The organism is Legionella longbeachae (genome assembly GCF_004283175.1).
GTDB lineage: Bacteria > Pseudomonadota > Gammaproteobacteria > Legionellales > Legionellaceae > Legionella > Legionella longbeachae.
Genome location: NZ_RXNW01000006.1, coordinates 24,454 through 39,574, shown reverse-complemented (window position 1 = coordinate 39,574; position 15,121 = coordinate 24,454). Strand labels below are relative to the sequence as shown.

Sequence of the window (15,121 nt, the reverse complement as noted above, 5' to 3'; positions counted from 1 at the left end):
ATAAATTTATGAAGCGTACTAAAAGCAGTAAACGCTGGTTGCAAGAACACTTTGATGATGTGTATGTAAAGAAAGCACAAGCAGAGGGTTATCGCAGTCGTGCTGTATACAAGTTAAAAGAAGTAGATGATAAAGAATCATTACTGAAGCCTGGAATGACTGTGGTTGACCTTGGCGCTGCTCCAGGGGGATGGACTCAGTATGTTTCTGAACAGTTGAAAGGTTGTGGACGTATTATCGCTTTAGATATCTTACCTATGGATGCTTTGCCTGATGTGGATTTTATTCTTGGTGATTTTCGAGAAGAAGAAGTATTACAAAAGTTAATAAATTTGATTCCTGAACGTAGCGTGGACTTGTTATTATCAGATATGGCCCCAAATATGAGTGGAAGTAAAGCGATTGATATTCCGCGAGCGATGTATCTTGTTGAGCTTGCTTTTGATTTTGCTGAAAAAATGTTAAAACCTGGTGGTGCTATGTTAATTAAAGTTTTTCATGGTTCAGGTTTCGATGATTTAGTAAAACAAGCGAGGATATCTTTTGAAAAAGTAGTGATTCGTAAGCCAATGGCTTCACGAGCTCGTTCAAAAGAAACCTATTTGCTGGCAAAGGGATACAATTTATAGTAACTTTATGATCTAATAATTTTAATTGTACAATATAAAGCAGTTCGTCACTAACGAGGTTAATACTTTGAACGACATGGTTAAGAATTTATTTTTATGGCTGATTATAGCAATAGTGCTTGTTTCAGTTTTCAGTAATTTCGGCCCTCGAAACTCGGTTGCTGAGAAACTTTCTTACAGCCAGTTTTTGAAAGAAGTTGATCAAGGTATGGTCAATTCAGTCACGATTGAAGATGATAAAATCATCAAAGGAATCACCAAAAACAATAAGCGTTTTGTGACTTACATGCCGATGCAAGATAATGCACTTCTTGGCGAATTGTTAAAAAGTAAAGTTGATGTAAGTGGCCAGGAAAAGCAGCAAGAAAGTTTCCTCCTGCATTTATTTATCAATTGGTTTCCGATGTTGCTTCTTATCGGTGTTTGGGTCTTTTTTATGCGCCAAATGCAAGGTGGCGGAGGCCGAGGGGCGATGTCTTTTGGACGTTCGCGCGCACGCCTGCTTGGTGAAGATCAAGTTAAAGTCACTTTTGCAGATGTTGCAGGAGTTGATGAAGCAAAAGATGAAGTTAAAGAATTGGTTGATTTTTTGCGTGACCCTACTAAATTTCAAAATCTTGGGGGGCGTATTCCACGTGGGGTGCTCCTGGTTGGTTCTCCCGGAACGGGTAAAACGCTCTTGGCAAGGGCTGTTGCAGGTGAAGCAAAAGTACCTTTTTTCACTATTTCAGGGTCTGATTTTGTAGAAATGTTTGTGGGGGTTGGCGCTTCGCGTGTTCGTGATATGTTTGAGCAAGCAAAAAAACATGCGCCGTGCATTATTTTCATAGATGAAATTGACGCAGTTGGTCGACATAGAGGAGCCGGTCTCGGTGGAGGGCATGACGAGCGTGAACAAACGCTGAACCAATTGCTTGTTGAAATGGATGGTTTTGAAGGCAATGAAGGCGTTATTGTCGTTGCAGCAACTAACCGTCCAGATGTTTTGGATCCAGCATTATTACGCCCAGGCCGTTTTGACCGACAAGTGGTAGTGCCTTTGCCTGACATACGAGGACGTGAGCAGATATTAAGAGTACATTTGCAAAAAACTCCCGTGGACACCAATGTAGATGTAATGGCTATTGCAAGGGGAACCCCGGGTTTTTCTGGTGCTGATTTAGCAAATCTAGTCAATGAAGCCGCTTTATTTGCTGCACGAGCCAATAAGCGTAAAATCAGTATGATCGAGTTGGATAATGCTAAAGATAAAATCATGATGGGCGCTGAGCGCCGCTCCATGGTAATGGATGATAATGAGAAAAAGTTAACTGCATACCACGAAGCAGGGCATGCGATTGTAGGTCTATGTGTACCTGAACATGATCCTGTTTATAAAGTATCTATTATTCCTCGTGGACGTGCTCTGGGTGTGACTATGTTTCTACCAGAACAAGACAGATACAGCCATAGCAAACGTCGTTTGGAAAGTCAATTGTCTAGCTTATTTGGTGGACGAATTGCTGAAGAACTAATATTTGGTCCAGAGAGTGTAACTACCGGTGCTTCAAATGACATTATGCGTTCTACTGAAATAGCACGTAAAATGGTTACTACGTGGGGGTTATCTACTTTGGGGCCGCTGACTTTTGGCGAAGAGGAAGAAGAAGTTTTCCTAGGTCGCTCCATGAATAAACATAAAGAAATGTCAGATAGGACAGCGCAACAAATCGATGATGAGGTGCGGGCAATTATTGATAGAAACTATAAGCGAGCCAAGGAAATCCTGGTTACTAATATGGATAAACTGCATTTAATGGCTCAAAGCTTAATAAAATATGAAACGATAGATTTTCAACAAATCCAAGAAATTATGTCGGGTAAAGAGCCTTCACCACCACAAGACTGGGGGTCATCGAAACCCTTAGATGGTTCTGAGGTAAAGAATAATAAAGAATTGCCTGAGAAACCAATTGATCCTGAAGTAATTGTAAATCCTGCTGAAGAGCACTGAAATGATAATTCATAAGTGAGAGAAGCAGGTGAATTCAAAGCAATTTATGGGTTGGCTGCAGCAACAAAGCCAACTCACGCCAGGTAGCCTTCCTGAAAATCCATTAATTATGGGGATACTAAATGTAACGCCAGATTCTTTTTCTGATGGTGGCCATTTTTTATCTGTGAATCATGCGTGTGAACATGCATTTCAATTAATTACCCAAGGGGTCGACATAATTGATATTGGAGGACAATCCACAAGGCCTGGTGCAGAGGAAATATCAGTAGATGTTGAATTAAAAAGGGTTATTCCTGTAATTGAACAAATTCGAATTGATTCAGATATTTGCATTTCTATTGATACAAACAAACCCGAGGTGATGGAGGCAGCTGTTAATGCGGGTGCGAATCTGATTAATGATGTTTATGCGTTACGAACCGATGGTGCACTTTCAATGGCAGCAAAGCTTGCGGTTCCTGTTTGCTTGATGCATATGCAGGGTGAACCGCATAATATGCAGAAAATGCCTTATTATTCAGAGGGCGTACTTCCTGCAATACAAAATTTTTTTAAAGAACGTATCACTGAATGCGAGCGCCAAGGAATTAATCGCCAAAATATCATTTTGGATCCTGGGTTTGGTTTCGGAAAGCGCGTACAAGATAATTTGCTCTTAGTTAAAAAGCTTGATGTTTTTTCTTCATTTGGATTGCCGTTGCTTTTAGGTGCATCACGCAAAAGCACTATTGGAGTAATACTTGGAAAAGAAGTTAACGATCGAATAACAGGCAGTATTGCAGTGGCTGTTTATGCTGCACTGAAAGGCGTTGGAATTATAAGAACGCATGATGTCGACGAAACAAAACAAGCGTTACATATGATCAATATGATATGTCGTGCGGATATTACATTCCCAGACAGTATCGATTAAATGAGAGGTAAGTAAGGATGAATCAGCGAAAATATTTTGGTACTGATGGTATTCGTGGACATGTAGGTCTATCAAATATTAATCCTGAATTCGTATTAAAGTTAGGCTGGGCCATTGGACAAGTATTGGCTAATGGGCATCGAAAAAAAGTTGTTATCGGAAAGGATACCAGGGTATCTGGCTATATGTTAGAGTCTGCTTTAGAAGCGGGTTTATCTGCAGCTGGAGTTGATGTAGCCTTATTAGGTCCGATGCCAACTCCAGGCATTGCTTATTTAACGCAAACGCTAAGGGCTAATGCGGGTATTGTGATCAGTGCCTCACATAATCAGTTTGAAGATAATGGGATTAAATTTTTTTCCGCTGAGGGGGGAAAATTACCTGATAGTGTAGAACTAGCCATAGAAGAAGAGCTGGAAAAAAAGATGCAAACAGTACCTTCTGAAAAATTGGGTAAGGCAACACGAATTAACGATGCAACAGGACGTTATATTGAGTTTTGTAAATCTACAATTCCATCTCTAACGCGATTATCTGGTTTAAAAGTTGTTGTAGATTGCGCAAATGGGGCTACTTACCACGTTGCTCCCAATGTATTTGCTGAACTTGGAGCCCAAGTTATTTCTATAGCTAATCGCCCTGATGGCTTTAATATCAATGATAATTGTGGCTCGACATCACCCGAATTATTAAGGCAAAAGGTAATTAGTACTGGAGCAGACATTGGTATTGGTCTTGATGGTGATGGAGATCGCGCAATATTAATTGATTCTGAGGGTAATATCGTTAATGGCGATCAAATTTTATATATTATTGCCAAAGATAGACACCAGCGTGGAGTTTTACATGGAGGAATAGTTGGCACATTGATGAGCAATTATGGTCTGGAACGCGCTCTTAAAGAACTAGGTGTCCCATTTATTCGTTCAAAGGTTGGTGATCGATATGTTTTAGAGGCCTTACACAAAAATGATTGGAAAATTGGCGGTGAACCCTCAGGGCATATTGTGTGTTTGGACAAAACTACTACAGGCGATGGAATAGTTGCTGCATTACAAGTCTTATCCATGATGGTAAAACAAGGTAAAACGTTACAACAGCTAACTCAAGGCATCACCCTATTACCACAAAGTCTTGTAAATTTTAAAACAAACCATGCTGAGCGCTTAGCAAAAAACCCACAAGTAATCGAACGAATTAAGGCTTTAGAAAAAAATTTAAAAGGTGACGGCCGAGTTCTGCTTAGACCATCGGGCACAGAACCGCTACTACGCGTAATGGTAGAAGGGATTAATGAATCTTTAGTAAAACAATATGCACAAAAGCTCTGCGATGATATAAGACAAATTGATGAACAAGAACTCATTAGGTAATCTTTTAGAACAAAAGGATTTTTTATAAGAAAAGCATTTAATAAAAAAAATGCGATAAGACTACACATCTTGTCTGAGTTTGGGTATAGTCCGCAGTGAAGAATATGAGGGTCAATTAATGAGACAGACAATAGTCGCTGGCAACTGGAAAATGAATGGTCAGCTACGCCAGGTAGTTCAATTAACCAATGAGATTAAAGAACTGCTCCAGTCTATTAAAAAGACCCGTGTTGTAATTATGCCGCCTGCAATTTATATACCGCAAGTAAGAGACTTAGTGGCGGAATGTGATATTGCGCTAGGGGCACAGAATGTATACCCAAAGGATTTCGGTGCATATACCGGCGAGATTTCTGCTCCCATGTTAAAAGACTTTAACTGCCGTTATATTTTGGTAGGTCATTCTGAAAGAAGACATGGATTTCAGGAAGATGAAAAATTTGTCGCGCAAAAATTCCACCATGTGAAAGAACATGGTATGATACCCATTCTTTGTGTCGGTGAAACTCTAGGTGAGCGCGAAAAAGGACATACAGAACAAGTAATTGCAAATCAACTACTGGCGGTAAGTGAAGCGGATAAAAACTGCTTTAGTGATTGTGTAGTGGCTTACGAACCTGTTTGGGCAATAGGTACTGGAAAGACTGCATCACCAGAACAAGCTCAAGAAGTTCATAGATTCATTAGGAAGTTGGTTGCAGGAGTAAATGATAGCGATGCACAACAACTACCCCTCCTTTATGGTGGTAGTGTAAATGAAGATAATGCTAGGGCACTATTTTCGATGCCAGATGTTGATGGTGGCTTGGTAGGGGGAGCATCGTTGAACGCGAAACAGTTTGTGGAAATTGTGAAATGTATCAATTGATATTAATGATTCATGTAATCGTTGCGGTTGTATTAATCGGATTGGTTCTTATCCAACATGGTAAGGGTGCTGATGTTGGTGCTGCTTTTGGTTCAGGTGCATCAAATACATTGTTTGGCAGCCAAGGAACCGGAGGCTTTCTGTTTAAACTAACTGGTGGTTTAGCGCTGACTTTTTTTGTTACCAGTTTATTGTTATCTTATTTAGTGTCTATACAATATCAAAAAACGGAACAACAAGTAATTCCTCAGCAAACCAGTGTACCGGTGAATTCAATTCCAGTTCCGATTGATAACAAGGATAAAAACAATAAATAAATCTTTTACTTCGTTGTTAAAGTAAAAGGAAATGGTTGGAAGTAATAATAAGTAAAAACATGCCGAAGTGGTGAAATTGGTAGACACGCCGTCTTGAGGGGGCGGTGGCGTAAGCCGTGCCGGTTCGAGTCCGGCCTTCGGCACCATTTTAATCCGTGCAAGGTACAAAAATGCTATCTCAATATTTTCCAGTTCTCATTTTCATAATTATTGGAGTCGCTTTAGGTTTAGCGATGATAGGTGCAGGTAGCCTGTTTTCAAAACACATGCCTGATAATGCCAAAAACGCACCTTACGAATGTGGATTTGGTGCTTTTGAAAATGCACATATCCCTTTTGATGTCCGTTTTTATCTTGTAGCCATACTTTTCATTATTTTTGATTTGGAAACGGCCTTCTTTTTCCCTTGGGCCTTGGTTTTGCGTAAAATAGGGTGGTTTGGTTTTGCAGGAATGATGCTATTCCTAGGGTTGTTAGTGATTGGCTTTATTTATGAATGGAAACGTGGCGCACTTGAGTGGGAATGATTTTAGGTGTAAACATGTTCACTTCTGATCGCTTTCTATAATTAGAAACATGGGGCCAGAAGTACTCTTTTTTTTATTAATATTTAACTGCTTAGAGGCTAGCTATGGCGGTTGCTGAATTGCAAAAAAGTGGATTTGTGACGACTTCTGTCGAAAAACTTGTTGGATGGGCTCGTAGTGGTTCTATGTGGCCTATGACATTTGGATTGGCATGTTGTGCAGTAGAAATGATGCATGCTGGTGCTGCACGTTATGATTTGGACCGATTTGGCATTATCTTTCGTCCCAGTCCACGTCAATCTGATGTGATGATTGTTGCAGGAACATTATGCAATAAAATGGCTCCTGCTCTGCGAAAAGTTTATGACCAAATGCCTGAACCCAGGTGGGTTGTTTCCATGGGATCATGCGCTAATGGTGGGGGATATTATCATTACTCCTACTCAGTTGTGCGCGGATGTGATCGTATCGTTCCTGTAGATGTTTATGTGCCGGGGTGTCCTCCAACTGCTGAAGCACTACTTTATGGAATTATTCAATTGCAGAACAAAATCAGGCATAAAAAAATCTTAGAAGCTTAAGATTATCAAAGGTGCATATTAGATGACAAAAAATGATTATTTGGTTGAACAACTCAAGAGCGAATTAGCAAGTTACGTCGACGGTGTGTCTGTCGCACACAATGAAGTAACCATTGAGGTTGATGTATCAAATCTAAAGGCCGTAATGCATGAATTACGTGATTTAGAATCTTTTTGTTTTGATCAACTTATTGATCTTTGTGCGGTAGATTATTTGCTTTACGGTCAATATGATTGGGAAACAGATGCAGCGACAGAAAAAGGTTTTTCTCGTGGCGTCGAGCGTCAAGAAACCAAAGCCTGCACACTTGATAAGCCCCGTTTTGCTGTAGTCTATCACCTGCTTTCAACTAAAAAAAATCATCGCATACGAGTTAAAGTATTTGTAGATGAGTCGCACTTAATTGTTCCGTCAGTACATGATTTATGGAAAGGAGCAAATTGGTTTGAGCGTGAAGCTTATGATTTATATGGTGTTTTATTTGAAGGACATCCCGATTTACGGCGTATTTTGACGGATTATGGTTTTATTGGACACCCATTTCGTAAAGATTTTCCACTCAGCGGTCATGTTGAAATGCGCTATGATGCGAAGTCTGAAAAAGTCATTTATGCTCCAGTAGATATTGAGCCTAGAATTTTAGTGCCCAAGGTTATTCGTAATGATAACCGTTATATTGGTAACAAAGGTGGCGAAAATGATTGAATTGAAAAACTATACTTTAAATTTTGGTCCTCAACACCCAGCGGCACATGGTGTATTACGTTTAGTTCTTGAGCTTGAAGGCGAAACAATAATACGGGCTGATCCTCATATTGGTCTATTACATCGGGCAACAGAAAAATTAGCGGAAACAAAACCCTATATCCAAACAATTGGTTACATGGATAGGCTCGATTATGTCTCTATGATGTGTAATGAGCATGCATATGTGCGTGCAATCGAAAAACTCTTAGGAATAGAAATTCCATTACGTGCCCAATATATCAGGACTATGTTTGATGAAGTAACACGTATTTTGAATCACCTCTTATGGTTAGGGGCCATTGCACTCGATATAGGGGCTATGACTGTCTTTCTATATTGTTTTAGAGAGCGTGAAGATTTATTTGACTGTTATGAGGCTGTATCTGGGGCGCGAATGCATGCTACTTACTATAGACCTGGAGGAGTTGCAAGAGACTTGCCCGATGCTATGCCTAAATATCAAACCTCAAAATGGCATAACGATCGCGAAGTTGAGAAATTAAATGAAGACCGTAATGGCAGCTTGCTGGATTTTCTTTGGGCATTTACAGAACGTTTTCCCCGTTGCGTTGATGAGTATGAAACATTATTAACTGATAACCGAATTTGGAAGCAGCGTACAGTTGATATTGGTATCGTTTCACCCGAAGATGCCTTGCAATGGGGATTTACAGGCCCTATGCTTCGTGGTTCTGGTATTGCTTGGGACTTGCGAAAAAAACAAAGTTATGCTGCTTATGATCGTGTTGATTTTGACATTCCTGTAGGTAAAACGGGTGATTGTTATGATCGCTATTTGGTTCGTGTAGAAGAGCTCAGACAATCAAATCGCATAATTAGACAATGTATCGAGTGGCTGAAAGCAAACCCTGGCCCTGTTCGAGTAGATGATCATAAAGTTACTCCTCCTCGGCGTGTAGAAATGAAAGCAGACATGGAAGAGTTAATCCATCACTTCAAGTTATTTACTGAAGGCTTTTGCTTACCTGCGGGTGAGGTATACAGTGCTGTTGAAGCTCCTAAAGGTGAATTTGGCATTTATATGGTCTCTGATGGGGCTAACAAACCCTACAGGATGAAAATTCGTGCTCCTGGATTTGCGCATCTGTCCAGTTTTGATGAAATGAGCCGGGGACATATGATAGCTGATGGCGTTGCTATTTTAGCAAGCCAGGATATAGTATTTGGTGAAATTGATCGTTGATTATCATGATGTTTTCTTGCAAATATTTTGCTATGACATTATATGAGTTTAATTAAAGATCACAGGAATTTATTAGATTTGTGCTTGAATGGCTATCAAATTGACAGATTTGATAAAGCGCGGGCGCATTAGTAGTAGTATGTAAACTATTTTGCAAAAGAAGTGTCCAGATGATGGTTAAGATATGATGTGAGTCATGTAAGTTTTTTACACGACCCCTAAATATAAGGTTTAGAAATGTCTGATAATTCAGCAAAAATATTGCGTCAACTAGTCTCGGCCGAGAGAATAAAAGAAATTGACCATTGGATAGCAAAATATCCAATGGAACAAAAACAATCTGCCGTAATGAGTGCTTTAAGAATTGCTCAAGAAGAGCATGGCTACTTAACTAATGAGCTCATGGATGCAATCGCCGATTACCTTGATATGCCTCCAATAGCAGTGTATGAAGTGGCTAGTTTCTATACAATGTATGAGCACAAGCAAGTTGGCAGACATTTGATAAATGTATGTACCAATATTTCATGTATGCTCTGTGATTCTGCTGCGGTTGTGAAACATCTAGAAAAAAAATTAGACATAAAATTAGGTGAAACTACGGATGACGGGCGCTTTACATTAAGAGCAGTAGAATGCTTGGGTGCTTGCGTTAACGCACCGATGATGCAGGTGAATAAGGACTATCATGAAAAATTGACTCCTGAATCAATAGACAAAGTGTTGGAACAATACCAATAAAAGATAGAGGTGGTTGCCGTGGTTGAATTAAATCAAGTTTGCTATCGAACATTTCATCTACCAGAGCCTTGGACGCTATCTGCATATGAAAGTGTTGGTGGTTATAGTGCTTGGAGAAAAATATTAAAAGAACAGACTTCTCCCCAGCATATTATTGACGAATTGAAAACTTCTGCATTACGAGGTCGAGGCGGCGCTGGGTTCCCTACTGGATTGAAATGGAGCTTTATGAACCGCAATAATCCAGTGCAAAAATACGTTGTATGTAATTCAGATGAAGGTGAGCCTGGTACATGTAAGGATCGAGATATACTAAGATTTAACCCCCATCAACTTATAGAAGGTATGGCTATAGCTGGATATACCATGGGGGCAACAGTTGGTTATAACTATATCCGCGGTGAATTTTGGCTACCCTATGAACATACAGAGATGGCTATAAAAGAAGCTTATGCTGCAGGTTTATTGGGGAAAAATATTTTAGGATCTGGGTTTGATTTTGATTTATATAATCACTTAGGAGCAGGTGCCTATATTTGTGGTGAAGAAACTGCCTTGCTTAATTCCCTTGAAGGAAAAAAAGGCCAACCACGTTTCAAACCACCATTTCCTGCAAATTATGGTTTATATGGTAAGCCCACAACAATAAACAATACTGAAACATTTGCTTCCGTTCCAGTTATTATGGAAAAAGGCGGTGAATGGTTTTTAAAATTAGGTAAACCCAATAATGGGGGAGCTAAATGCTTCAGCGTAAGTGGACACGTAAATAAGCCTGGAAATTTTGAAATTCCACTAGGAACCCCTTTTAAAATGCTTGTAGAATTGGCGGGGGGCGTTCGGGAAGGACGAAAGATAAAAGCCGTAATTCCTGGAGGAACATCGATGCCTGTCTTACCAGGCGATGTTATGATGGGTCTCGACATGGATTATGATAGCATACAAAAAGCCGGTTCTGGGTTAGGATCCGGTGCAGTAATCATCATGGATGAAACTACGTGTATGGTAGATGCGTTATATCGCATTGCAGAGTTCTACATGGATGAGTCTTGTGGTCAATGTACTCCATGTCGAGAGGGTACCGGTTGGATGGTTCGTCTATTGCACCGCATTAAAGCCGGTCATGGAGAACCTGGCGATGTAGAGAGATTAGTCAATGTTGCGAATAATATCGAAGGACGCACTATTTGTGCATTAGGTGAGGCAGCAGCTTGGCCTGTACAAAGTTTTATTAAGCATTTCCGCGATGAATTTGAATATTTCGTGAAAAATAAACGCTCAATTGTCGCAGCATAAAATAAAAGGTTTGACTATGACTACTACTATTGAAATCGACGGTAAAGTATTTGAAGCAGAAAATGGTCAAATGATCATTGAGGTGGCAGATGAGGCAGGTATCCATATTCCACGTTTTTGCTATCATAAAAAATTATCAGTGGCCGCAAACTGCCGCATGTGTTTAGTTGAAGTTGAAAATGGCAGAAAGCCTGTTCCTGCCTGTGCAACCCCAATTACAAATGGGATGAAAGTATTCACTAAATCGAAAGAAGCATTACATTCTCAAAAAGCTGTTATGGAGTTCCTACTTATTAATCACCCGTTAGATTGTCCAATTTGCGATCAAGGTGGGGAATGTGAATTACAAGATAATTCTATGGGATTTGGTTCGGGGTCATCAGAATACAAAGAAACTAAGCGCTCTGTAGATGACGATAATTTAGGGCCGCTTATCTCTACTGAAATGACACGGTGCATCCATTGTACACGTTGTGTTCGATTTGGCGAAGAAATTGCTGGACTAAGGGAGTTAGGAGCAACAGGACGCGGTGAACATATGCAAATCGGCACATACGTTGAGCATAGTATGAAGTCAGAAGTTTCTGGAAATATTATTGATTTGTGCCCTGTAGGAGCCTTAACATCTAAACCATTTCGCTTCACGGCCAGAGCTTGGGAGTTAACACAACATGAAGGTATTGCACCACATGATTGTTTAGGCTCAAATGTTTATTTGCATACACGTCGAAATGAATTAATGCGTGTTGTTCCTAAAGAAAATGAAGGAATTAATGAAACTTGGCTCTCTGATCGAGATCGATTTAGTTATCTAGGATTAAAAAGCGCAACAAGGGCTTCACAGCCACAAATTAAGCGCAATGGCCAATGGGAGTCTGTTGATTGGGAAACGGCTTTAAAATATACGGCAGATGGTCTGGCCCGAGTTATAAAAAATAATGGACCAGAGCAAGTTGGCGCATTTGCATCAAGTTCTTCTACTTTAGAGGAGCTGTTTTTATTGCAAAAACTTATGCGCGAAATTGGCGTGCACAATCTTGATCACAGAATGCAGCAAGTGGATTTTAAAGACCAGGAAAATCAGACTACAACCCCGAAAAGCTCACTAACTTATGGGGATATAGAGAATCAAAATTCAATATTACTCGTTGGATGTAATATAGATCGCGAAGTCCCTTTAGCTGGGGTTCGAGTTCGGAAGGCTTTTCGAAATGGAGCTAAAGTTTTTGCAATTAATCCAGTAGATTTTGAATACCGTTTTGATTTGACTGAACGCTTTATAGTTTCCCCATTGGAAATGCCAATGCAATTGGCAAAACTTATTTTAGCCCTTACTGATAATATAAAAACGCTACCAGAAGAAATACAAAAATTATTAATCGGCTTAGAGCCAAACGAAGCAATTCGAAATGTTGCAAAGGCACTAAAAGAAGGCAATGCATGTTTGGTTACAGGCGCTCTTTGCGAAAATCATCCCGAAGCGTCCTTGTTGCGAACTTTTGTATTCCTGATCGAAAAGTTAAGTGGTGCAAAAGTACTCAGACTTACTCAAGGTGCTAATACTGCCGGAGCATGGATGGCGGGGATGGTTCCACATAGAACAACAGCTGGTAAATCCGTTTCTACTTTTGGAATGGATGTCCAGTCAGCGATCAATGCAAAACTTAAAGCTTATTTTTTAATGGGTGTTGAGCCTGGTTATGATTTTGCTAACCCGTTTGGTGCAAGACAAGCCATGCTTGCCGCAGAATTTGTGGTGCTTCTCACTGCCTATGATCATGATTCAATGCGTGATTATGCCGATGTGATTTTACCTATAGCACCTTACGCAGAAACTTCAGGGACATATATTAATGTCGATAATACTTGGCAAACAGTAAAAGGTGCTTTAACTCCATATGGGGATTCCAGACCCGCATGGAAGATTTTAAGAGTACTAGGCAATTTGCTCCACTGCCATGATTTTGAATATATGTCGACTGAAGATGTCTTAACAGAAATTAAAAATATTATTGCAATTACAATGGAGCATGAATATAAACCATATTATCCTGAGTGTTTGCCACCAATGAATCAATCTCTGGCTCGAGTAGGAGAATGGCCTTTATACCGTAGTGACGCAATTGTCAGAAATGCTAAAGAACTGCAAACATGTGCTGCAGCTGAATCGGCATGTATACGTATTAATCCTGAAACAGCAGATAGATTAAATTTAGATGAAGTTGCTACTGTATCTCAGGGAGATATTGAGATAACATTGCCGCTTAAACGTGATGAGCGTATTGCGGCTGATGTTGTATGGGTAGCAAACGCGATGCCTGAGACGGTAGATTTAGGTCATTCATTTGCTGCAATAACTATTAAGCGCTAGGCAGGAAAAAAAATGCTGCAAGATATTAGCATATTAATTTGGGTCATCATTAAAATATTAGTGATAGTAATCCCTTTATTACTTTGTGTTGCCTATTTAATTTACGCTGAGCGTAAAGTAATAGGATATATCCAGGCTCGGATAGGTCCAAACCGGGTTGGAGTTAAAGGTTTACTTCAGCCTATTGCTGATTTAGTTAAATTGATTACGAAGGAAATAATTATTCCTACACGATCAAATAGATACCTTTTTATTGCTGCACCATTGTTTGCATTGGTACCTGCTTTAGTCGGATGGGCTGTTGTGCCTTTTCAAGAGGGCGTTGTTCTCGCAAACATTAATGCAGGTGTGCTCTATATTTTTGCAATGAGTTCACTGGGGGTTTATGGAGTTCTTATTGCAGGTTGGGCATCTAATTCTAAATATGCAATGTTTGGTGCCTTACGAAGTACTGCTCAGACCGTATCTTATGAAATAGCGATGGGATTTGCTTTAGTAGGTGTACTGCTAGCCGCGGGAAGCATGAACTTAACTGACGTCGTTAATTCACAAAAAGGAGGTATTTTACATTGGTGGTTTATTCCGTTGCTGCCACTCTTTTTTGTATTCTGGATCGCAGGTATCGCTGAAACCAATAGAGCACCTTTTGATTTGGCTGAAGGTGAGTCTGAAATTGTTGCTGGTTTTCATGTTGAATACTCCGGGATAGGGTTTGCATTATTTTTCTTGTCCGAATATGCCAGCATGATTCTTATTTCGGTATTACTAAGTGTCTTGTTTCTGGGGGGATGGATGTCTCCTTTTGAGGGAATACCGATTTTAGATGAAATCTTTTTTGTTGTTCCTGGTTTTGTTTGGTTGCTCGTAAAAGTATGCTTTTTCCTTTACGTGTATTTGTGGATAAGGGCAACATTTCCTCGTTATCGTTATGACCAGCTTATGCGTTTAGGTTGGAAAGTACTTATTCCAGTCACCATCGTTTGGATTATTGTAACTGCCTTAATGGTTATAACACATCTTAAACCTTGGTTTTGATGATTAATAGAGAAGCCGATGAAAAAAGCATATCAAAATATAAAATATTACCTGCGTAGTTTTCTTTTAGTAGAATTGTTACTGGGTTTAAAGTTAACCGGTAAATATTTCTTTAAGAAGAAAATTACGGTGCAATTTCCTGAAGAAAAAACGCCTATTTCGCCACGTTTTAGAGGGTTACTCGCATTACGCCGATATCCAAATGGTGAAGAGCGATGCATCGCGTGCAAGTTATGCGAGGCGGTTTGTCCAGCTTTGGCGATAACTATTGAAGCACAACCACGTGAAGACGGTACACGCCGTACAACACGATATGACATAGACATGTTCAAATGCATAAATTGTGGTTTATGCGAAGAATCATGCCCAGTGGATTCTATAGTTGTTACCCCAATACATCATTATCATGTCAGTGAGCGCGGTCAGAATATTATGACGAAAGAAAAACTATTGGCACTTGGTGATTTGATGGAACCAAAACTCGCAGCTGATCGAGCTGCTGACGAAAAATACCGATGATGA

Annotated in this window: 15 protein-coding genes and 1 tRNA gene; all 16 read left to right on the top strand. The window is 39.9% G+C overall.

The features are described from left to right. Positions 1-8: 8 nt before the first annotated feature. The 16 genes from rlmE (at position 9) to nuoI (ending at position 15,118) form a co-directional block, all read left to right on the top strand. On the top strand, positions 9-629 hold the full coding sequence (gene rlmE, locus EKG34_RS07355; RefSeq protein ID WP_003633375.1) for a 23S rRNA (uridine(2552)-2'-O)-methyltransferase RlmE: 621 nt from the start codon (positions 9-11) through the stop codon (positions 627-629). A gap of 76 nt (positions 630-705) precedes the next feature. Continuing rightward, complete coding sequence (gene ftsH, locus EKG34_RS07350) at positions 706-2,622, top strand: ATP-dependent zinc metalloprotease FtsH (protein ID WP_035904596.1); 1,917 nt, start codon at positions 706-708, stop codon at positions 2,620-2,622. A 28-nt stretch (positions 2,623-2,650) separates the two neighbouring features. Then, positions 2,651-3,538 (top strand): dihydropteroate synthase, encoded by an 888-nt coding sequence (gene folP / locus EKG34_RS07345; protein ID WP_035904594.1) that lies wholly within the window; start codon positions 2,651-2,653, stop codon positions 3,536-3,538. A gap of 17 nt (positions 3,539-3,555) precedes the next feature. Next, positions 3,556-4,911: a phosphoglucosamine mutase gene (gene glmM, locus EKG34_RS07340; protein ID WP_003633372.1), complete on the top strand. Its 1,356-nt coding sequence runs from the start codon at positions 3,556-3,558 to the stop codon at positions 4,909-4,911. A gap of 118 nt (positions 4,912-5,029) precedes the next feature. Continuing rightward, complete coding sequence (tpiA, locus tag EKG34_RS07335) at positions 5,030-5,779, top strand: triose-phosphate isomerase (protein WP_003633371.1); 750 nt, start codon at positions 5,030-5,032, stop codon at positions 5,777-5,779. Then, positions 5,767-6,096 (top strand): preprotein translocase subunit SecG, encoded by a 330-nt coding sequence (gene secG / locus EKG34_RS07330; protein ID WP_003633370.1) that lies wholly within the window; start codon positions 5,767-5,769, stop codon positions 6,094-6,096. Before tpiA ends, secG begins: the two co-directional genes overlap by 13 nt. 61 nt (positions 6,097-6,157) lie before the next feature. Next, positions 6,158-6,242 (top strand) — tRNA-Leu (locus EKG34_RS07325). A gap of 24 nt (positions 6,243-6,266) precedes the next feature. Beyond that, complete coding sequence (locus EKG34_RS07320; protein ID WP_003633369.1) at positions 6,267-6,623, top strand: NADH-quinone oxidoreductase subunit A; 357 nt, start codon at positions 6,267-6,269, stop codon at positions 6,621-6,623. A gap of 104 nt (positions 6,624-6,727) precedes the next feature. Then, positions 6,728-7,204, top strand: coding sequence for a NuoB/complex I 20 kDa subunit family protein (locus tag EKG34_RS07315; RefSeq protein WP_003633367.1), 477 nt, complete (start codon positions 6,728-6,730; stop codon positions 7,202-7,204). Between the two features lie 22 nt (positions 7,205-7,226). Next, positions 7,227-7,910: an NADH-quinone oxidoreductase subunit C gene (locus tag EKG34_RS07310; RefSeq protein ID WP_003633364.1), complete on the top strand. Its 684-nt coding sequence runs from the start codon at positions 7,227-7,229 to the stop codon at positions 7,908-7,910. Then, positions 7,903-9,156 (top strand): NADH-quinone oxidoreductase subunit D, encoded by a 1,254-nt coding sequence (locus tag EKG34_RS07305; RefSeq protein WP_003633363.1) that lies wholly within the window; start codon positions 7,903-7,905, stop codon positions 9,154-9,156. The genes EKG34_RS07310 and EKG34_RS07305 overlap by 8 nt, the downstream gene beginning before the upstream one ends. Before the next feature lie 237 nt (positions 9,157-9,393). Further along, the gene (nuoE, locus tag EKG34_RS07300; RefSeq protein WP_003633362.1) at positions 9,394-9,897 is read left to right on the top strand and encodes an NADH-quinone oxidoreductase subunit NuoE; all 504 of its coding nucleotides are present in this window, start codon (positions 9,394-9,396) and stop codon (positions 9,895-9,897) included. Positions 9,898-9,915: 18 nt separating this feature from the next. Next, positions 9,916-11,193, top strand: coding sequence for an NADH-quinone oxidoreductase subunit NuoF (gene nuoF / locus EKG34_RS07295; RefSeq protein WP_003633360.1), 1,278 nt, complete (start codon positions 9,916-9,918; stop codon positions 11,191-11,193). 16 nt (positions 11,194-11,209) lie between these two features. Continuing rightward, entirely contained in the window at positions 11,210-13,564 is a 2,355-nt protein-coding gene (nuoG, locus tag EKG34_RS07290) for an NADH-quinone oxidoreductase subunit NuoG (protein WP_003633356.1), read from the top strand. 12 nt (positions 13,565-13,576) lie between these two features. After that, positions 13,577-14,599 (top strand): NADH-quinone oxidoreductase subunit NuoH, encoded by a 1,023-nt coding sequence (gene nuoH, locus EKG34_RS07285; RefSeq protein ID WP_003633355.1) that lies wholly within the window; start codon positions 13,577-13,579, stop codon positions 14,597-14,599. 18 nt (positions 14,600-14,617) lie between these two features. Further along, complete coding sequence (nuoI, locus tag EKG34_RS07280; protein WP_003633353.1) at positions 14,618-15,118, top strand: NADH-quinone oxidoreductase subunit NuoI; 501 nt, start codon at positions 14,618-14,620, stop codon at positions 15,116-15,118. The last annotated feature ends 3 nt before the right edge of the window (positions 15,119-15,121 follow it).